Source organism: Sphingobium sp. AP49 (assembly GCF_000281715.2).
Classification (GTDB): Bacteria; Pseudomonadota; Alphaproteobacteria; order Sphingomonadales; family Sphingomonadaceae; genus Sphingobium.
The window spans coordinates 1658288-1676383 of record NZ_CP124576.1 but is presented as its reverse complement, the minus strand read 5'-3'; the positions used below and the strand labels follow the sequence as shown (position 1 = coordinate 1676383).

General features: G+C 64.4%; 20 protein-coding genes. 12 read left to right on the top strand and 8 right to left on the bottom strand.

Features of this window, described 5'->3' with window-relative positions:
• Positions 1 to 30 precede the first annotated feature (30 nt).
• Both PMI04_RS08135 and PMI04_RS08130 read right to left on the bottom strand, forming a co-directional pair.
• On the bottom strand, positions 31 to 510 hold the full coding sequence (locus PMI04_RS08135) for a DUF1465 family protein (protein ID WP_037487327.1): 480 nt from the start codon (positions 508 to 510) through the stop codon (positions 31 to 33).
• 120 nt (positions 511 to 630) lie between these two features.
• Complete coding sequence (locus PMI04_RS08130) at positions 631 to 810, bottom strand: DUF465 domain-containing protein (RefSeq protein WP_007714546.1); 180 nt, start codon at positions 808 to 810, stop codon at positions 631 to 633.
• A gap of 180 nt (positions 811 to 990) precedes the next feature.
• On the opposite strand from PMI04_RS08130, the gene PMI04_RS08125 reads away from it, so the two are divergent.
• On the top strand, positions 991 to 1149 hold the full coding sequence (locus PMI04_RS08125; RefSeq protein ID WP_007714543.1) for a YdcH family protein: 159 nt from the start codon (positions 991 to 993) through the stop codon (positions 1147 to 1149).
• 208 nt (positions 1150 to 1357) lie between these two features.
• Here PMI04_RS08125 and PMI04_RS08120 read toward each other — a convergent pair whose 3' ends face one another.
• Both PMI04_RS08120 and dksA read right to left on the bottom strand, forming a co-directional pair.
• Complete coding sequence (locus PMI04_RS08120) at positions 1358 to 1726, bottom strand: PilZ domain-containing protein (protein ID WP_007714533.1); 369 nt, start codon at positions 1724 to 1726, stop codon at positions 1358 to 1360.
• Between the two features lie 61 nt (positions 1727 to 1787).
• Positions 1788 to 2252, bottom strand: a complete 465-nt coding sequence (dksA, locus tag PMI04_RS08115; RefSeq protein ID WP_007714527.1) for an RNA polymerase-binding protein DksA — start codon at positions 2250 to 2252, stop codon at positions 1788 to 1790.
• A gap of 414 nt (positions 2253 to 2666) precedes the next feature.
• Between dksA and PMI04_RS08110 the strand changes: the two genes are divergently transcribed.
• A complete protein-coding gene (locus PMI04_RS08110) occupies positions 2667 to 3518 on the top strand; it encodes a PEP-CTERM sorting domain-containing protein (protein ID WP_162129644.1) in 852 nt (283 codons plus the stop codon).
• Between the two features lie 75 nt (positions 3519 to 3593).
• Here the strand turns inward: PMI04_RS08110 and PMI04_RS08105 are convergent, their stop codons facing one another.
• Positions 3594 to 4031, bottom strand: a complete 438-nt coding sequence (locus tag PMI04_RS08105; protein ID WP_007714520.1) for a host attachment family protein — start codon at positions 4029 to 4031, stop codon at positions 3594 to 3596.
• Positions 4032 to 4122: 91 nt separating this feature from the next.
• Here PMI04_RS08105 and serS point away from each other — a divergent pair, with 91 nt between their 5' ends.
• From serS to rimO, 6 genes are all read left to right on the top strand, one after another.
• The gene (gene serS, locus PMI04_RS08100; protein WP_007714517.1) at positions 4123 to 5400 is read left to right on the top strand and encodes a serine--tRNA ligase; all 1278 of its coding nucleotides are present in this window, start codon (positions 4123 to 4125) and stop codon (positions 5398 to 5400) included.
• 29 nt (positions 5401 to 5429) lie between these two features.
• A complete protein-coding gene (gene surE / locus PMI04_RS08095) occupies positions 5430 to 6194 on the top strand; it encodes a 5'/3'-nucleotidase SurE (RefSeq protein WP_007714516.1) in 765 nt (254 codons plus the stop codon).
• A 59-nt stretch (positions 6195 to 6253) separates the two neighbouring features.
• On the top strand, positions 6254 to 7342 hold the full coding sequence (locus PMI04_RS08090) for a M23 family metallopeptidase (RefSeq protein WP_037487341.1): 1089 nt from the start codon (positions 6254 to 6256) through the stop codon (positions 7340 to 7342).
• Complete coding sequence (locus PMI04_RS08085; RefSeq protein ID WP_007714500.1) at positions 7339 to 8397, top strand: NAD(P)-binding protein; 1059 nt, start codon at positions 7339 to 7341, stop codon at positions 8395 to 8397. Before PMI04_RS08090 ends, PMI04_RS08085 begins: the two co-directional genes overlap by 4 nt.
• A 153-nt stretch (positions 8398 to 8550) precedes the next feature.
• A complete protein-coding gene (locus tag PMI04_RS08080) occupies positions 8551 to 11379 on the top strand; it encodes a TonB-dependent receptor (protein WP_007714497.1) in 2829 nt (942 codons plus the stop codon).
• A 94-nt stretch (positions 11380 to 11473) separates the two neighbouring features.
• Complete coding sequence (gene rimO, locus PMI04_RS08075) at positions 11474 to 12856, top strand: 30S ribosomal protein S12 methylthiotransferase RimO (protein WP_193378314.1); 1383 nt, start codon at positions 11474 to 11476, stop codon at positions 12854 to 12856.
• Between the two features lie 78 nt (positions 12857 to 12934).
• On the opposite strand, the gene PMI04_RS08070 is transcribed toward rimO, so the two are convergent.
• A complete protein-coding gene (locus PMI04_RS08070) occupies positions 12935 to 13774 on the bottom strand; it encodes a DUF4163 domain-containing protein (RefSeq protein ID WP_007714491.1) in 840 nt (279 codons plus the stop codon).
• Positions 13774 to 13974 (bottom strand): hypothetical protein, encoded by a 201-nt coding sequence (locus PMI04_RS08065; RefSeq protein WP_007714488.1) that lies wholly within the window; start codon positions 13972 to 13974, stop codon positions 13774 to 13776. The genes PMI04_RS08070 and PMI04_RS08065 overlap by 1 nt, the downstream gene beginning before the upstream one ends.
• 145 nt (positions 13975 to 14119) lie before the next feature.
• On the opposite strand from PMI04_RS08065, the gene PMI04_RS08060 reads away from it, so the two are divergent.
• The 4 genes from PMI04_RS08060 to argC all read left to right on the top strand — a co-directional run bounded on the left by PMI04_RS08060 (position 14120) and on the right by argC (position 17797).
• Entirely contained in the window at positions 14120 to 15517 is a 1398-nt protein-coding gene (locus PMI04_RS08060) for a leucyl aminopeptidase family protein (protein WP_007714486.1), read from the top strand.
• A 63-nt stretch (positions 15518 to 15580) separates the two neighbouring features.
• Positions 15581 to 15988 carry a MarR family winged helix-turn-helix transcriptional regulator gene (locus tag PMI04_RS08055; RefSeq protein WP_007714481.1) on the top strand — a complete coding sequence of 136 codons (408 nt, stop codon included), beginning with the start codon at positions 15581 to 15583 and terminating at the stop codon, positions 15986 to 15988.
• The gene (locus PMI04_RS08050) at positions 15948 to 16856 is read left to right on the top strand and encodes a C40 family peptidase (RefSeq protein WP_007714479.1); all 909 of its coding nucleotides are present in this window, start codon (positions 15948 to 15950) and stop codon (positions 16854 to 16856) included. The genes PMI04_RS08055 and PMI04_RS08050 overlap by 41 nt, the downstream gene beginning before the upstream one ends.
• Positions 16853 to 17797, top strand: a complete 945-nt coding sequence (gene argC / locus PMI04_RS08045) for an N-acetyl-gamma-glutamyl-phosphate reductase (protein ID WP_007714475.1) — start codon at positions 16853 to 16855, stop codon at positions 17795 to 17797. The genes PMI04_RS08050 and argC overlap by 4 nt, the downstream gene beginning before the upstream one ends.
• Positions 17798 to 17859: 62 nt before the next feature.
• Here argC and PMI04_RS08040 read toward each other — a convergent pair whose 3' ends face one another.
• On the bottom strand, positions 17860 to 18069 hold the full coding sequence (locus PMI04_RS08040) for a hypothetical protein (protein ID WP_007714474.1): 210 nt from the start codon (positions 18067 to 18069) through the stop codon (positions 17860 to 17862).
• Between the last annotated feature and the right edge of the window lie 27 nt (positions 18070 to 18096).

Sequence of the window (18096 nt, the reverse complement as noted above, 5' to 3'; positions counted from 1 at the left end):
CAGATACGCCATCGGGGCGCGGACCTGGAGTCAGAAGGCCGTATTGAGCCGATCGATCAACGCCCGCGCAGGGCCAGGCTCGGGCATAGCCGCCCCTTGCTGCATCACATCCATGCGGTCCTGCAGGCGGGCAACCCGGCCGTAAAGCTCCTGGCTGGCCTCGATCAGCGAGCGCGCGGCAAAGGGAAAGTCGACCGCCAGCGCCGGATCGGTCGCGGTCGCCCGGCCGAGGCGGTATTTTTCGTCGGCGATATCGGCATCGCCGATTTCACCCCGCTGCCACGCCCGCTGGCTGAGCAGCCAGGCGATGATGTGCATCAGCCGTGTCGTGACCTTGAGCGATTCGCAGGCGAAAGCGACGCGCCGCAAAGGATCGTTCGCGCCATATTGCCCCGCCTCGCCAGCATCAAAATAGGATCGCGCCTCATCTGCCATGATCATGGCTTCGAGGTAGAGGCCATCGACCAGACGTCGATGAAGGCCAGGATCCAGAGCGGCAGCGTTGCGCATGACTTTAGCTGACATAAAGCGCTCCGCTTGTCAGGCCCGCTGAACGGCAGGATAGCCGGCCTGTCCCATTCAGGGCCGGTTTACGCCCTATTAACCCAAATCTTCGGGCTATCCGACGCATCAGGCGATGATGTCGGGAACGAGCGCGTCTTCAAGCGCCGCGATTTCGTCGCGCAGCCGCAGCTTGCGCTTCTTGAGCCGGGCGATCTGCATCTGATCGCCGGCCCCGCCTTCGACCAGCGCGGCAATCGCCGTGTCGAGATCGCGATGCTCGACGCGCAACAGTTCCAACCGCCGCATGATGTCTTCTCGGCTCACCCGGCCCCCGCTTTCCGTAACCTGCATGCGTGATAGCCCGACGGAACCATGCGGGCCATCGCAAATTTGCCAGCGCCCCGCCGCAAAGCGCGAAACACCGCAAGACATGCCCACAGAATCATGATCTACTTTGTCATCCATCGCCCTCGTAAGGAGAATGTCATGGAAAATTCCCACATTTCAGCTCTTTCAGCAAAGCATGCCGGACTCGAGGCCCGAATCAAGGCCGAGACGAGTCGCCCCATGCCGGACGACATTCTGGTCGCCTCGCTCAAGAAGCAGAAATTGCGGGTGAAGGAGGAAATGGCGGGCCGCCATTAACCTCTCCGTCCCGGGAGACGTCCAACGCCGGACGGCCCCGTGAGTACGATCCTCCGCCGGCAAAGGGGCAGCGTCAGGGCCGGCCGGATGATCGACGCGAGCCCCCTGCCGGGTTCGTCCGAGAATGAATTAGAATGAAAACATGACCCTGATATGACAAAGCCCCGCAGCGAGAACGCAGCGGGGCTTTTGCATGATGCCGCGGACTTTAGCGGCGCGTGATCGGGCTGGTACGCAGATAGTCGGGCAATGCCTGGCGTGAAACGCCGACCGCGACCGGCTTGCGTGCCAATTGCGGATCGATCGGCGCGTCAAAGGCAACGCCAATCTTGTCATCCCGCGACCAGGCCACGGCCCCTTCAACCGGTCCGACACCGCGCAGCTCAAAACAGAGTCGCGCGCCGACCGGCACCGCCCGTTCGCAATCCGCCATCAGTCCGGTTGCGGACAGGTTGCGAATGCGCGCCTGCCCCAGCGGCACCCCTTCGGGTGTGCTGAGGCTGGTCAACAGGAACAGGCTGTCGCGCGGTGCGGACCGCGCCGGCCCCCGATCAGATATTTCCCGCTCATTGTCCATGAATAGCCCTGCGAATTGACCTTTACGGCCGGCAGGATAGTCAGGCCATGTGGAGAAAGGGTTAATCGTCGCGCGAGATCTTTTCCTGCCGCTCGTGACGCTCCTGCGCCTCGACCGTCATGGTCGCGATCGGCCGCGCTTCCAGCCGACCCAGCGAAATCGGTTCGCCGGTGACTTCGCAATAGCCATATTCGCCCTCGTCGATGCGGCGCAGCGCCGAATCGATCTTGGAGATCAGCTTGCGCTGACGATCGCGGGTGCGCAATTCGATCGACCAGTCGGTTTCGCTCGATGCGCGGTCATTGAGGTCGGGCTCGCGCAGCGGCTCATTCTGCAGCACGGCCAGCGTCCCCTCCGCTTCGGACAGGATCTGCTTCTTCCAGTCCCACAGTCGCTGGCGAAAATATTCCAGCTGCAGCGGATTCATGAATTCTTCGTCAGGCGACGGGCGATAGTCGTGGGGGAGTGTTACGGTCGATTTTGGCGGCTTTTCACCGTCTTTATCGGAATGCAGTACCGATGCCATCTGGCTCTCCGACTCGAGAGGCCCCGGCGCTGTAAGTTCCGGGCGCCCATGACTTTTGTTTGAGGGCGCCTCATAGCCATGGGAACGAGGCGATACAAGCGGCCATTATACGCCCTGGCTCATCCCGCATGTCGCTCACCCCATCCCCGGGCAGGCAAGCCGACTCGATCAGGGCCTCCCGGCATAAATGACTAGGGACTTACACCTACTCCCTCTTCATCGTGCCATAGTGAGACGTTAACCATTTCAATTGAGACCGAAGTCCCATTTTCCTAGACTTGGACCCGTCATTTAGGGTTAACGCCATTGCAGTTAACGCTTTATTTTGCGTTGCTGTCGATTAGAGAATAGCACGTTTCCAGCTACGGAATATTCCGATGGCGGAACAGGGGTAATGGGACAAGAGTAGATCCTATGTCGGTTCGGATGGCTTTGGCAAAATTATGCGCCTGCACCTGCGGCGGGGCGATCATCGGCGGCGGCGCTGTCCATGTTGCCGAAAGCGCCCGGCCGGCGGTGGTCTACAGCACCAAGAGCGTGAAGGCCAAGCCGCGCCGTTACGTCGCACGTCCCAAGCCGCCCGTCATCAAGACGGCCTGTGCCCCCACCCGCTTCACCGTGACGACACAGTCGCCACCGATCCCGCTGCCCCCGCCGCCGGTTCCGGCCGCCATGCCCGTGTCGGGCGGCGGCGCTCCGGTGCCCGTCGTCATGGGCGGTAGCGGCGGCTTTGGCAGCCCCGGCTTCATCGGTGGTTTCTTCGGCGGCGGCGGCAGCAGCGGGGGCGGCACGGTCGTGATCTCCTCGACCAGCAGCTCGACCGGCGGTGACGTCTCGACCTCATCGTCCAGTTCGTCCTCGTCGAGTTCCTCGTCCTCCAGTTCGTCCAGCTCTTCGTCTGGCGGCGCGACCTCGACCAGCAGCACCAGCACGTCGAGCGGCACCACCACCTCCTCGTCCAGCTTCGGTGAGACATCGTCGTCGAACGGCTCGACTTCCTCGTCGACATCCAGTTCCTCGTCTTCGTCCAGCTCTTCGTCGACTTCGACATCGTCGGGCACCACCACCGGCGGCATCGATGAACCGCCGCCGTCCGCGCCGCCGCCGCCGACCGACGTGCCGGCGCCGCCGATGGTCCTGTTGTTCGGGGCCGGCGCCGCCGCCCTGCTGGCGCGCAAGCGACTGGCCCGGAAAGGCCCGGACCTTGCGGCCGAGGGCATCGGCCCCGTCAAGCCGATACCGGTCATCCACACCGGCAACGCCTGACCTCCGGAAATCGCGAAAATGGCAAAGGCGGCTCCACACGGAAGCCGCCTTTTCTCTTGCATTGCGTCCGCCCGATCAGCTGCGGGCGATGATCCTCTCGATCTCGCTCACCGGATGATTGGCCAGATCCTTGGCGATCTCGCCGACCAGCCGGTCCTGCACTTCCTTGTGATAATGTTTGCGCATCTCGCCCAGCGCACTTGGCGGTGCAACGATGATCAGCGCCTCATAATCCTGGGCAAAGGCACGGCGCTTCAACAGGTCTGCCGCCGCCGCCGCGAAACGCTGCTCTTCCAGTTCATGAAAATCATTCTCGCCCATCGTGCCCGATACGGTGCCGGTCGACGACGCCCGGCCGGCCTTGTCCGACGCCTGCGCCAGATGAGCCGGATTGTCCTGTACCTTCACCTCTTCCGCCTCCAGCTGCGGAAAGGCGCGATCGCCCTTGTTGCGGAAGAAGAGCAGCTTGCGGCCATCGGCCACCAGCACCATCGCGTCATGATCGATCTGCATCATCGTCTCCTTGGCTGTTTGGGTGATGGTGGACCAACGGATGGCGGCGCGCAGGGTTGCATGGGCGGGGCGGCAACGGCATAGGGCAGCGATGCACGACATCCGCTTCATCCGCGAAAATCCCGCCGCTTTCGACGCCGCCCTGGCGCGCCGTGGCCTGGCCCCGCTGTCCGCCGATATCCTGGCGCTGGACGAGAAGAGCCGCGCGCTCAAGACCCAGTTGCAGCAGGGGCAGGCCCGCCGCAACGAGGCGAGCAAGGCGATCGGCCAGGCGATGGCCGCCAAGGACATGGCCAAGGCCGAGGCGCTGAAGGCAGAAGTCGCCGCGCTCAAGGAAGGCACGCCGGCGCTGGAAGCGGAAGAGGCCGAGGTCGGTGCGGCGCTCAATGCCATGCTGGCGGCGATCCCCAACCTGCCCGCCGATGACGTGCCGCAGGGCGAGGATGAAGCCGACAATGTCGAGCTGAGCCGCTGGGGCAATATCCGCACCTTCGATTTCACGCCGCAGGACCATGCCGATTTCGGCCCGGCGCTGGGGCTGGATTTCGAGGGCGGCGCGGCGCTGTCGGGCGCGCGCTTCACCGCGCTGCGCGGCCAGATGGCGCGGCTTCACCGGGCGCTGGCGCAGTTCATGCTCGACACCCAGAGCGGCACCAACGGCTATGAGGAAACCAATCCGCCGCTGCTGGTGAAGGACGAAGCCCTGTTCGGCACTGGCCAGTTGCCCAAATTTGCCGAAGACCTGTTCCGCACCACCGATGGCCGCTGGCTGATCCCGACCGCCGAAGTGTCGCTGACCAATCTGGTCGCGCAGCAGATCGTGCCGACCGACGCCCTGCCGGTGCGGCTGACCGCACTCACCCCCTGCTTCCGGTCCGAGGCCGGATCGGCCGGACGCGACACGCGCGGCTTCATCCGTCAGCACCAGTTCGAGAAGGTCGAGCTGGTCGCGATCTGCGCGCCCGAGGATTCGGACGCCGAGCATGAGCGGATGGTGCAGGCGGCCGAGGGCATTTTGCAGGCGCTGAACCTGCCCTATCGCAAGATGCTGCTGTGCAGCGGCGACATGGGCTTTGGTGCGCGCAAGACCTATGATCTGGAAGTCTGGCTGCCGAGCCAGGCGACCTATCGCGAGATCAGTTCCGTCTCCAACTGCGGCGATTTCCAGGCGCGGCGGATGAACGCCCGCTACAAGCCGGAGGGGGAGAAGGCGACGCGCTTCCTCCACACCCTCAACGGATCGGGCCTGGCGGTGGGCCGCACGCTGGTCGCGGTACTGGAAAATTACCAGCAGGCCGATGGCAGCGTGATCGTGCCCGACGTGCTGGCCCCCTATATGGGCGGCATCACGAAGCTGGAGCCGCGATAAGAAAAGGCCATAAGCTAAGGGAACGGGCGATGCGCATCCTCCTCACCAATGACGATGGCGTTCATGCGCCGGGGCTGAAGGTGCTGGAGGCGATCGCCCGCACCCTGTCCGACGATATCTGGATCGTCGCGCCGAGCGAGGAGCAGTCCGGCGCGGGCCACAGCCTGACGCTGACCCGCCCGCTGCGCATCCGCAAGCATGGCGACAAACATTATAGCGTCACCGGCACGCCGACCGACGCGGTGATGATGGCGGTCGGCCATCTGATGAAGGATGCCAAGCCCGACCTGGTCCTGTCGGGCGTCAATCGCGGCGCCAATCTGGCCGAGGATGTGACTTATTCGGGCACCGTCGCCGCTGCAATGGAGGGCGCGATATCCGGCATCAAGTCGATCGCGCTGAGCCAGGTCTATGCCCGCGAGGCGATGGGCGACGCGGTGCCCTTTGCCGCGGCGGAGGCATGGGGCGCGCGGGTGCTGCGCCCGCTGATCGCGATGCCGGCCAGTCCACGCCTGTTGTTCAACGTCAATTTTCCCGCGATCGACCCGGATAGGGTCAAGGGCGTGCGCGTGGTGCGGCAGGGCTTCCACGATATCGACCGGACCAAGATCATCGAGGGCACCGATCCGCGCGGCTATCGCTATTATTGGTTTGGCCTGGGCCGCAGCGATTCCGTGCCCGAGGGGACCGATCTGGCGGCCATCGCAGAAGACTATATCGCGGTGACGCCGCTGCACTATGATCTGACGCAGGATGGCGCGCTGGCGGCGACGGCGCAGGCATTTTCGGACTGACTAACGCTCCGGGGGGAGACCAAATGGCTGGACATGACAAGGGGCGGCGCTGGCTGCCCATGGCGCCGCTGCCGCTGCTGCTGGCAGGCTGCATCCCCGCACCGGTGCAGGACAGCGCGCCCTATGCAGCGCCACCAGCGCCCACGCAGACCGCATCGGCCATTCCGCCCTCGCCCTCCATGCCGCAGCAGTCCGCCAAGCCGGAACCGCAGATGATCGAACGCAAGCCGGTCTGGACCGCGCAGCAGGTAACGGCAAACGCGCGGACCGTCGCCGCCAGCAGCTACAGCGTCCAGCCCGGCGACACGCTGCGCGGCGTCGGCAACCGCACCGGCGCGGGATCGGAAGCGATCGCCCGTGCCAACGGCCTGCAACCGCCCTATGCCCTGCGTCCGGGACAAAGCCTGTCGATCCCCGGTGGTCGCTACCATGCGGTGGCGGAGGGCGAGACCGGCATCGCCATCGCCGTTGCTTACGGCGTGCGCTGGAGCGACATTGTCGAGATCAACGGCCTCTCCGAACCCTATGTGCTGCGGCGCGGCCAGCGACTGCTGCTGCCCGGTGGCACGCCATTTTCGTCGCCGGCACCATCTCCTCGCCAGCCCTCGACCAGCCTGGAACGACGCGCCGCCGCGTTCCGCATCGACATCGACGACGTCCTGACCGGCGGCCAGCCCGCCGCCATCGAAGATAAGCCCGGCACGGTAGCGAAGGCTCAGCCCCGTCCCCTGCCCTCCAACGTTCCGATCGCCCAACCTGGCACCTTCTCCGGTCCGTTCGCCTGGCCGCTCAAGGGCAATATTCTGGCGCGCTTCGGCCCGGGCGAGAGCGGCGCGAAAAATAACGGCATCGACATCGCCGCCGCCATAGGCACACCGATCAAGGCGGCCGCCGACGGCGTGGTAGCCTATGCCGGCGACAGCATCGCCGTGTTCGGCGGCCTGGTTCTCGTCACCCATGGCAGCGGCTGGGTCAGCGCCTATGGCCATGCCAGCCGAATCGATGTCGTGCGCGGCCAGAAGGTGAGGAAGGGCCAGGTGATTGGCCTGAGCGGCGACACAGGCTATGCCAGCAAGCCGAAGCTGCATTTTGAATTGCGCAAGGACCGGGTGCCGATCGATCCCATGACCCAGTTGCCGAACCCATGAAGATCGCGACGACCGCCACCCGGACCTCTCCGTCCGGCTTCCTGCGGCGGCGGTCCTCGCTACCCGTCTGGGCTGACCTGGTCTGGCGTGTCCTTCTCGTCTTCTTCCTGATAACGCTGGTGCTGCTGATCCACTGGGTCGGACGCGACGGCCTCAAGGATAATCTCGACAACCAGATCAGCTTCGTCGACGTCCTCTATTTCACCACCGTCACGGTCACCACCGTCGGCTATGGCGATATCGTGCCGGTCAGCCCGGAAGCGCGACTGTTCGAGGCCTTGTTGGTCACGCCGATCCGGCTGTTTGTCTGGGTCATCTTCCTCGGCACCGCCTATAATCTCTTCTTCCGCAACATCCTCTACAGGTGGCGCATGGCACGCATTCAGGCCGATCTGCACAATCATATCGTCGTCACCGGCTTTGGCACCAGCGGCCAGGAGGCGGTGAACGAATTGCTGGCGCGCGGCACCGACCCGCGCGAGATCGTGGTGATCGATGGCAGCGAAAAGGCGCTCGGCGTCGCCGAAGCGCTGGGATGCAATATATTGTGCGGGGATTCGACGCGCGACAAGACGCTGAAGGATGTCGCCATCCACCGCGCCCGCACGATGATCGTGTCCGCCGGCCGCGACGACACATCGATCCTCATCACGTTGACCGCCCGCCACCTGGCTCCTCGCCTGCCGATCAGCATCGTCGTGCGCAACGAGGATAATGAGGTGCCCGCGCGCCAGGCCGGCGCCACCACGGTCATCAATCCGGTCAGCTTCGCCGGCCTGCTGCTGGCGGGCAGCACCAGCGGCAAGCATATCGCCGATTATATGGCCGACCTCGCCGCGTCGGGCGGCCGGGTGAAGCTGCACGAACGGCCCGTCCAGCCAGAGGAGATCGGCAAGCCGTTGACGGCGATCACCACCGGCCTTGGCGTGCGCATCTATCGCGGCGAACGGCCGATCGGCTTCTGGGAAGAGGGCGCACGCCTGCTCCAGGCTGGAGATTGCCTCATCGAGATCGTGGAAGAAACGCATCCCGGCGCAGCGGCTGGCGACCAATAGATATAATATGCGGTCGAACCGAATAGTTTTGTTGCGATCTGGCAACATATGGAAAAATTCGTGCTACCGACGGTGCAGCGCAGCATAAGGCCAATTGCCTTGCTGTCATAGAATGGCAACACTCCTCTTAGTCTGATTTTCGAGGGGTGTATCATGCGTCTGAAGAATGTCCTGCGATGTGGCGTCGTCCTGTCCGCCTTTGCCTGGAACGCACCGTCTTTCGCCCAGTCCACTGCCCCGCAGGTCGATGATAGCGGCGCCGCCATCATCGTCACGGGCTCCCGCATCCGCCAGAACCCGCTCGACCAGGACAAGCCGATCGTCACCGTCGACCAGGAAGCGATCGCCCGCACCGGCCTCTCCTCGATCGCCGATGTGCTGCAGCGCATTCCCAGCGCCGCAGGCGGCCTCAACACCAAGGTCAACAATGCCGGCAATATCGGCGGCCCGCCCGACGGCACTGGCGTCAGTTCCGGCTCGGCCGAAGTCGACCTCCGCTATCTGGGTGCCAAGCGCACGCTGATCCTGGTCGATGGCATGCGCTATGTGAACGGCTCGGCGGCGGGCGGCATTCCCGCCTCGGTCGACCTCAATTCGATTCCCGCCAACATGATCGAACGGGTCGAAGTGCTGCAGTCGGGCGCCTCCCCGCTCTATGGCTCGGATGCGATCGCCGGCGTCGTCAACATCATCACCAAACAGTCGCAAAAGGGGCTCGACCTGTCGGCCCAGTTCGGCACCTATGAACAGGGCGATGGCGATACCTGGGACCTCAACGCCAGCTATGGGGTGCAGACCGACCGGGTCTCGATCGTGTTCGGCGCCAATTATGTGAACCAGGGCAGCGTCGGCACATCCGATCGCTCAATCTCGCAATGGCCGACCCCCGGCGCCACCAGCTGCGCCGCCGGTGGCTGTTCCAGCGCCACTCCCAATGGTCGGTACGACGTTCTGGGCCAGAGCCTGACGCTCAGCGCCCCGGTCATCGGCCGCGCGCCGGTACTGTCGGATTATCGCAACTACAGCTCGGCAACCGACTCCTTCAATTTCCAGCCCTATAATTATCTGCTGACGCCGTCGGAACGCTATGGCGGCTTCGTCAATCTGAAGGCGGAACTGACCGACACCATCAATCTGCGCACGCGCATGGTCTATCAGCACCGCGCATCGACGACGATCGCCGCGCCGCTGCCGCTGTTCATCGGCCCGGATGCCGGCAACGGCAACCTGCTCGACACGATCTCGATCGATGCCAGCAATCCCTATAACCCGTTCGGCGTGACGCTGTCGTCGGGTGCCGACGGTTCGGACGCCAATTATTCGACCGTCCGCCGCCGCTTCATCGAGGGCGGACCGCGTACCTTCAGCCAGACCGTCGACACCATGACGATGGCCGCGACCCTCGATGGCTCTTTCGATGTCGGCGATCGCAAATGGTATTGGGACGTCAATGGCATCTATGGCAGCAACAATGCACACCAGACCTTCACCGGCAATTTGAACGCGGCCAAGCTGGCCCAGGCGCTTGGTCCGGTCGGAAGCTGCACCGGCGCCTGCGTACCGTTCAACATCTTCGGCGGCGCGGGATCGATTACCCAGGCCATGCTCGATTATGTCACGTTCGACGAACATGACCGCAGCACCCAGGAATTGTGGGATGCCACCGCCAACCTGTCGGGCGAATTGTTCGATCTGCCCGGCGGCGCAGTGGCCTTCGCGGTCGGTTACGAGCATCGCGACCAGCGGGCCAGCTACACGCCCGATCCGATCATCACGGCGGGCCTGGGCGCCGACGTGCCGACCAGCCCGGCGGCAGGCGGCTTCAATGTCGATGAAGTCTATGGCGAAATCCGCATCCCGATCCTGGCCGATGTGCCCTTCTTCCAGAAGCTGGAACTGGACGGCGCGGTGCGCCATTCCAACTATAGCAGCTTCGGCAGCAACACGACCTTTACCGCATCGGGCCTGTGGAAGCCGATCAAGGACCTGCTGATCCGTGGCGGCTATGCCGAAAGCCTGCGCGCACCCAGCATCGGCGAATTGTATGCCGGCCGGTCGCGCACCGACGCCACGATCGACGATCCCTGCACCAGCGCGCCGGGTGGCGCCTTCCAGACCAACGCCACCGTCCGCGCCAATTGTATCGCCAATGGCGTGCCGGCCAATGGCAGCTATGCCGAACCGACCGGCGGCCAGCTCGGCATCTTCTCGCAGGGGTCGACCGCGCTCAAGCCCGAAACCTCCAAGACCTGGACGCTGGGCGGCGTCTACAGCCCGTCCTGGGCGCGCGGCGGTTTTGCCAGCAATCTCAGCCTGGAGGTGAATTATTATAATATCAGCCTCAAGAACGCGATCGACTCGGTCCCTGCGTCGCTGACCCTGTCGCGCTGCGCCTATGAGGCCGATCCGGTCAGCTGCGCCGCCATCACCCGCACCGGCAGCGGCAGCGTCGCCGGCATCAACGGCGTGCTGCAGAACCTCAACGCGATCAAGACCGACGGCATCGACGCATCGTTCATCTACCGCTCGCAGCCGATCTCGAACGGCTCGATCGGCCTGAACATCAACGCCGCCTGGCTGTTCAAATATAATGTCGAGCCGCCAGCCGATCTCAACGCGCCGACGCAGAAATATGCCGGCACCGAACGCGGCAGCCCGGATCAGGCCTATCCCAAGTTCAAGGCCAATGCGACGCTCGACTGGTCGACGGAGGGCTATGGCGCCTCCTTCACCGGCCGCTACATCAGCTCGGTCGACGAACGCGATGGCGAACATAGCATGGGCAGCACCTTCTATGGCGACATCCAGCTCTATTTCTCGCCCGCCTGGATGGACCATCGCACGCGTGTGACCTTCGGCGTCAACAATCTGTTCGATCAGGATCCGCCAGCCTGCTTCACCTGCGACAGCGCCAATTTCGATCCCACCACCTATGATGTGCCGGGCCAGTTCGGTTATCTGCGCCTGACCTACAAGATGTAAGAAAACGGCCATTTGACCATGGCAAAGGGCGCGTCCATCCCGGCGCGCCCTTTGTCTTTTCGGCTACCCCGTGACATTTGGCGCAAAAATCCCTATGTGCGCGCCGATCATGGCAACCAAAATCCCAGACGCGCCGAAGATCGGCATGGTTTCGCTCGGCTGTCCGAAGAACCTGGTCGACTCCGAGCGTATCCTGACCAAGCTGCGTTCCGACGGCTATCAGATGTCCGCCGACTATGCCGGCGCCGACGTCGTGCTGGTCAACACCTGTGGCTTCCTCGATTCCGCCAAGGAGGAATCGCTGGAGGCGATCGGCGAGGCCATGGCCGAAAATGGCCGCGTCATCGTCACCGGCTGCATGGGCGACGAGGCGGACGTGATCCGCGCGAAATTCCCGCAGGTGCTGGCCGTCACCGGCGCGCATCAATATGAGCAGGTGGTCAATGCCGTCCATGACGCATCGCCGCCGATCCCCAATGCCTTTGTCGACCTGGTGCCCGAAGGCGGGCTGAAGCTCACCCCGCGCCACTACAGCTATTTGAAGATTTCAGAGGGCTGCAACCATCGCTGCTCCTTCTGCATCATCCCCTCGATCCGTGGCGACCTGGTGTCGCGCCGGATCGACGCGGTGCTGCGCGAGGCGGAGAAGCTGGTCGCCGCCGGCACCAAGGAATTGCTGGTCATCAGCCAGGACACATCGGCCTATGGCGTCGACACCCGGCATGAACCGCGCATGTGGAAGGGCCATGAGGTCCGCGCCCATATGACCGACATGGCGCGCGAACTGGGCCAGCTGCGCACGGCGGACGGCGTCGCCCCCTGGGTGCGCCTCCACTATGTCTATCCCTACCCCCATGTCGATCATGTCATCCCGCTGATGGCTGAAGGACTGCTGACGCCCTATCTCGACATTCCCTTCCAGCATGCCTCGCCGTCGGTGCTGAAGGCGATGAAGCGCCCGGCCAATGAAGCCAAGGTGCTGGACCGCATCCGCAAGTGGCGTGACATCTGCCCCGACATCGCGATCCGTTCCAGCTTCGTCGTAGGCTTCCCCGGCGAGACCGAAGCCGATTTCCAATATCTGCTCGACTGGCTGGACGAAGCGCAGCTCGACCGCGTCGGCGCCTTCCGCTTCGAGCCGGTCGAGGGCGCCCCAGCCAATGATCTGCCCGGCGCGGTGCCCGAAGAAGTCAAGGAAGAGCGCTACCAGCGGATCATGGAAAAGACCGCAGCGATCAGCGCCGCCAAGCTTCAGGCCAAGATCGGCCGGGTGTTGCCTGTCATCATCGATGAGGTCGGCGAGCCGGACGAAGAGGATGGCAGCATCGGCGCGACCGCGCGCAGCCAAGCCGACGCGCCGGAAATCGACGGCAATGTCTTCCTGCGCGACGTCGGCGAAGGCCGGAAAGCCGGCGACATGTTCGACGTGCTGATCGAGGATGCGGACGAGCACGACCTGTACGGCGTGCCCGCCTGAACAAGATCGTCATTGCGAGCGCCGCGAAGCAATCCATGGATTGCCGCAGCGCTTCGCGCCTCGCAATGACGGCTATTCTCAGGGCTTGGCGAAAGCATCCTGATATTCGGTCTTGATGACCTTGTAGATCGCCGCATCGACCGGCAGCTTGATGTCATAGCTGCCCTCGGCATAGGGGCCGGCGCCATAAGGGCCGATCGTCACCTGGATGCCGTCGATCAGCTTGCCGTCACGCGATGTCGGCGCCAGCACCTGCTTCATCGGATCGATACATTTGCTGAAGTCATCGTCGCCCGGCGGCACTGGTGCGCCGCGCTTCTTCGTCCGTTCGCGATCCAACGCCTTGCAGAAGGGATCATGAATGGCTGCGGCAAAGGCCGCTTCCGACGTCAGCAGCGCACCGAAATCGGTCTCGCGACGCCTTTCCTTGTCCCACAGCAGCGCTTCATAGCCGGTCATGCCATGGGCGCCGCCGGTGAACATGTAATTGGAGGATTCGAGCGCCAGGAAACGCGGGGTGTCCGCCATGACGCTCCAGCGCGTCTCACGGCTGTGCGGGTGGAAAGGAAAGCCCGACTGCTTCGCCGATTTCCGGTCCTCACCCGCCATCTTCAGCGCATCCGCCTTCGCCTCGGCCATCGCCTTGCTGAACCGATCGACCAGCGCCGGAACAGCCGCAGCCTGCGCCGGATAGGTATAGACGAACTCAAGCAGGTCGGTCTTTTCGGAATGGTCGAACGGCTTGGCCGGGCGTGCGGGCGGGGGCGTGCCGGCCATGCGGTCGGCGAAGGCGCGGACAGCCGCATTGGCCGGCATATTGCCGCCCGACCCGTCCTCCTCGTTCGATTGCGAACAGCCTGACAGGAACAGGGCCGCCAGCAGCAGCCCCGTCGCTCCGATCCCCCGCTTCGCCTGCATCAATGGGCCTGGGCGCTCAGACAGCGTTCGCTGATCGCCTTGCGCGCATAATCGCCATCCAGCGCACGATGGATATTGGGCCAGCCTTCGGCCACCAGCGCCTGCTCGACCGCATGGGCATTGGCGAACTGGCCAGTTTCGGCCAGCGTATAGGCCCGCGCGCGCAGTGCCTGCAGGCCGTTATTGTCGGAACGGATCATGGCTACTCTCCTTGCCGTTTCTATGGGCTGGAACCTAGGCGCTCCAGCCACAATAGGCAAATGCGCTGAAGGCAAAGCGGGTTTCCCCGGGGGATGAAAAAATGGCGCTTTCCAATGCCAGCCGCTTTCTCCTACATCCTTTTGCATGATCGATTTTTCCGCCCTGCTCAAAGCCGACAGCAACCAGCCCGCCCGTTCGATCCACCTGGTGGAAGCCAGCGAATTGGACAGCTGGCTCAACGCACAGCCTGAACGCATCCGGTCGCTGGTCGCCGCACAGAAATTCCGTGCCAAACCGCACGAGCATGCGATTCTACCCGGCGAGGACGCACAGGACTGGTCGGTCGTGGCCGGGGTAGCCAAGCGCGATGCGCTGGGCAGCTGGTGCCTTGCCCGGCTGGCCGAATGCCTGCCCGAGGGCAGCTACCGTCTGGCCGCAGGCAGCACCGGCTCCGCCGCTCTGGGCTGGCTCACCGCGCAATATCGGTTCGATCGTTATCGCAAGGAAGAAGGTGCGACGGGGCCGCGCGTGCTGCTAACCACCGATGTCGCCCGGATCGAGCCGACGGTGCAACTGGCCGAGGCGGTCGCGCTGGTCCGCGACCTGGTCAATACCCCCGCTGCGGACATGGGACCACAGGATCTTGAGGATGCGGTGCACCAGTTGGCCCAGGCCCAGGGCGCCGCGCTCCAGGTGACGCGCGGCGATCCGCTGGAACAGGGCTTTCCCATGATCCACGCCGTCGGCAGGGCCGCCGACAAGAGCTTCGCCCCGCGCCTCATCGAGATGCGCTGGGGCGATCCATCGGCACCCCGCATCGCCGTCATCGGCAAGGGCATCTGCTTCGACAGTGGCGGCCTCGATATCAAGCCGTCGGCCGGCATGCGCCTGATGAAGAAGGACATGGGCGGTGCGGCGCACGCGATCGCGCTTGCCCGGCTGATCATCGACGCGCGCCTGCCGGTGCGCCTGCACCTGCTCGTTCCCACGGCGGAAAACGCCATCGGCGGCAATGCCTTCCGCCCCGGCGACATCTTGACCAGCCGCCAGGGGCTGACCGTCGAGATCGGCAATACCGATGCGGAAGGCCGGCTCGTCCTGGGCGATGCGCTGACCCGCGCCGGCGAGGAAAGGCCCGAACTGATCATCGACTTCGCAACGCTGACCGGCGCCGCCCGGGTCGCGGTCGGCCCCGACCTGCCGGCCCTGTTCACCAATGACGAAACGCTCGCGGGCGAGATCAGCGAAGCGGGCCTTGCGGTGGATGACCCGACCTGGCGCCTGCCACTTTGGGATGGCTATAATGACATGCTGAAATCCGACATCGCCGATATCAACAATGCCGGCGAAGGCGGCTTTGCCGGGGCGGTCACGGCCGCGCTGTTCCTCCAGCGCTTCGTGCCTGACGATACGCCCTGGATCCATCTCGACACCTTCGCCTGGCGCCCCGCCCCCCGCCCGGGCCGGCCCAAGGGTGGCGAGGCGCTCGGCCTGCGCGCGATATTCCGGCTGTTGCAGCAACGCTATGGCAGCATGCGATAGGATAGCCGCAATATCCTTCCATCCGTTACGCAACCGGATTGGCCATCATGCGTTTGGGATGGCATGAACGCGCTCGCTCCCCCTCAACAGGCCACCGAACTCGACCGACCGGGCATCCAGCCACTCAGCCACTGGATGCGTACGCTGGTCGATTATGTCCGATCGGGCAAACCGGACCTGACCAACCGCCAGATGGCCCTGATGCTCACCGTCTATATCGGCGCCGGCCCCCATACGGTGCGCGGATTGGCCGAAGCGCTCCACGTATCCAAGCCTGTCATCACGCGCGCGCTCAACAAGCTATCGGCGCTCGGTTATCTGCGGAGAGAGCGCGATGCGGCCGATCGACGGAATATTTTCATCACCCGCACCCCCAAAGGCGCGGAATTTCTTGACGCCTTTCACCATTTCATCGCAGGAACCGCGCGCGATGACAGGCAAGAATATCCCCGCGCGGAACACACCGCCTGAAAGAACCCGGTTCAAGCTGGACGGTCGTTCCGTTGCCCTCGATAGCCGCACCCATGCGGCGCGCGGCGACCTGGCCGATATCTCGCTCGCGGGGCTGCTTTTTTCCGCCCATTATGCCCGCGCGGTCGAACTGACCTGCGTGGCACCGGGCGCACCCGTTCTCGCGGCGCCCTCGCCGACCGCTGAGGCCGTCACCGAATTGCTGCGCGGCGAAAGCTTCCATGCGCTCGATGTCATGACGGATTGGGCCTGGGGCTTTTGCGGCCATGACGGTTATGTCGGCTATATCCGGCGCGACGCGCTGGATGTGAAGGAAGTCGCCAGCCACCGCATCTGCACCCATTCCGCCCCGCTGTTCAGTACGCCGGATATCAAGGCGCCGATCGCCGATTATTGGCCGCTCGGCGCGCGATTCGCCGGCCAGAGCGAGAATGGCTTCCTTGCTTCGGGTGAGGGCTTCATCCATGGCCGCCATGCCGTTCCGCTCGATGCGTTGGACAGCGACTGGGTCACGGTCGCCGAACATTACCTGGGCCAGCCCTATGTATGGGGTGGTCGCGGCCATCGCGGCATCGACTGCTCCGGCCTGGTCCAGGTCGCGCTCGCCCAATGCGGCATTGCCGTGCCCCGCGACACCGATCTGCAGTGCGAGGGCGTAGGCGAACCGATCGATGCCCGTACGCCGTTGCAGCGTGGCGATCTGGTCTTCTTCCCCGGCCATGTCGGCATCATGGCCGACGCGACCCATTTGCTGCATGCCAATGCCCATTGGATGGCGGTCGTGGTGGAGCCGCTGGCCGATGTCGTCGCGCGCCTGGCGCCCGATCATGCCCAGCCGATCATCGCCCGGCGGAGAATTGCCAAGTGAGCACTAAGGTCTTCATCGACGGCGGCCATGGCACGACCGGCATCGAAATCGCCGACCGGCTCGCCGGCCGGCCCGAATTGTCGCTCATCACGATCGACGAGAAGGATCGCCGCAACATGGCGGCACGGCGCGATGCGCTCAATGCGGCCGACATCGTGGTCCTCTGCCTGCCCGACGATGCCGCACGCGAATCCGTGGCGCTGATCGACAATGGCCATACTCGTGTCATCGACGCTTCGACCGCGCATCGCGTGGCCGACGGCTGGACCTACGGCTTTCCCGAGTTGGAGCCGGGCCATCGGGAGAAGCTGGCAGCGAGCCGCTTCGTGGCCAATCCAGGCTGCTGGCCGACCGGCTTTCTTGCCCTGGTGCGCCCGCTGACCCTGGCCGGGCTGCTGCCCGCCGACTGGCCCGTGACCGTTTCCGGGGCGTCGGGCTATTCGGGCGGCGGCAAGGCGATGATCGCGGAATATGAAGGGATAGACGGCGCGCCCACTGCCTTCCGCGCTTACGGCCTTAATCTGGCACACAAGCATGTGCCGGAAATGACCCGCTATTCGGGGCTTGCGCATCCGCCGCTGTTCGCGCCCGCCGTCGCCAATGCCTATCGCGGCATGCTGGTGGAAGTGCCGTTGCAGCTGCGCGCCATGCCCGGCACGCCCTCACCGGCCGACATCCACGCCGCCCTGGCGGCCGCTTATGCCGGATCGCCGATTGTCAGCGTGACACCCCTGTCCGACAGCGGCGCCATGGCGCAGGTCGAGATCGAGCAGGTCGGCGCCACCGATCGCCTGTCCTTGTCGGTGTTCGGCAATGCCGAAGCCGGTCAGGTTCGGCTGATCGCGACGCTCGACAATCTGGGCAAGGGCGCGGCCGGTGCGGCGGTGCAGAATCTCAACATTCTGGCAGGACTGCCGGAAACGGCCGGGCTCAGGCTCTAAGCGTCACAAGAGCCCGATATTGGAAAGGCCGGAGCGTCTGCTGCCGGCCTTTTCTTTGGCGTTCAGTGGATCGTGCCCAATGGCTGGTCATGGGCCAGCAGAACGATCAGCCGCTCGATCTGGCGCCAGTGGCAAAAATGGATGTGATTGCCAAGGTCGCGGCTGCGATCGGCTCGCGCCGCCGCTTCATATCCTGCATTGGCGCCGAACACCGCCATCAGTTCGGCAGCATCCTCATAGCTCTTGCGATCCGTAAGATACGGCACGTTCATGCGACCCCCGACTTTTTTGCGCCCCTG

Bases quoted from the DNA above. Each gene is read 5' to 3' on its own strand.
- PMI04_RS08080 (WP_007714497.1), top strand. From the start codon at position 8,551: ATGCGTCTGAAGAATGTCCTGCGATGTGGCGTCGTCCTGTCCGCCTTT.
- PMI04_RS08065 (WP_007714488.1), bottom strand. From the start codon at position 13,974: ATGATCCGTTCCGACAATAACGGCCTGCAGGCACTGCGCGCGCGGGCC.
- PMI04_RS08135 (WP_037487327.1), bottom strand. From the start codon at position 510: ATGCGCAACGCTGCCGCTCTGGATCCTGGCCTTCATCGACGTCTGGTC.
- PMI04_RS08130 (WP_007714546.1), bottom strand. From the start codon at position 810: ATGCGGCGGTTGGAACTGTTGCGCGTCGAGCATCGCGATCTCGACACG.
- PMI04_RS08040 (WP_007714474.1), bottom strand. From the start codon at position 18,069: ATGAACGTGCCGTATCTTACGGATCGCAAGAGCTATGAGGATGCTGCC.
- PMI04_RS08070 (WP_007714491.1), bottom strand. From the start codon at position 13,774: ATGCAGGCGAAGCGGGGGATCGGAGCGACGGGGCTGCTGCTGGCGGCC.
- PMI04_RS08090 (WP_037487341.1), top strand. From the start codon at position 6,254: ATGGCGCCGCTGCCGCTGCTGCTGGCAGGCTGCATCCCCGCACCGGTG.
- serS (WP_007714517.1), top strand. From the start codon at position 4,123: ATGCACGACATCCGCTTCATCCGCGAAAATCCCGCCGCTTTCGACGCC.
- PMI04_RS08120 (WP_007714533.1), bottom strand. From the start codon at position 1,726: ATGGACAATGAGCGGGAAATATCTGATCGGGGGCCGGCGCGGTCCGCA.
- dksA (WP_007714527.1), bottom strand. From the start codon at position 2,252: ATGGCATCGGTACTGCATTCCGATAAAGACGGTGAAAAGCCGCCAAAA.
- PMI04_RS08050 (WP_007714479.1), top strand. From the start codon at position 15,948: ATGACAGGCAAGAATATCCCCGCGCGGAACACACCGCCTGAAAGAACC.
- PMI04_RS08060 (WP_007714486.1), top strand. From the start codon at position 14,120: ATGATCGATTTTTCCGCCCTGCTCAAAGCCGACAGCAACCAGCCCGCC.
- PMI04_RS08085 (WP_007714500.1), top strand. From the start codon at position 7,339: ATGAAGATCGCGACGACCGCCACCCGGACCTCTCCGTCCGGCTTCCTG.
- surE (WP_007714516.1), top strand. From the start codon at position 5,430: ATGCGCATCCTCCTCACCAATGACGATGGCGTTCATGCGCCGGGGCTG.
- PMI04_RS08055 (WP_007714481.1), top strand. From the start codon at position 15,581: ATGAACGCGCTCGCTCCCCCTCAACAGGCCACCGAACTCGACCGACCG.
- PMI04_RS08110 (WP_162129644.1), top strand. From the start codon at position 2,667: ATGTCGGTTCGGATGGCTTTGGCAAAATTATGCGCCTGCACCTGCGGC.
- PMI04_RS08105 (WP_007714520.1), bottom strand. From the start codon at position 4,031: ATGCAGATCGATCATGACGCGATGGTGCTGGTGGCCGATGGCCGCAAG.
- PMI04_RS08125 (WP_007714543.1), top strand. From the start codon at position 991: ATGGAAAATTCCCACATTTCAGCTCTTTCAGCAAAGCATGCCGGACTC.
- rimO (WP_193378314.1), top strand. From the start codon at position 11,474: ATGTGCGCGCCGATCATGGCAACCAAAATCCCAGACGCGCCGAAGATC.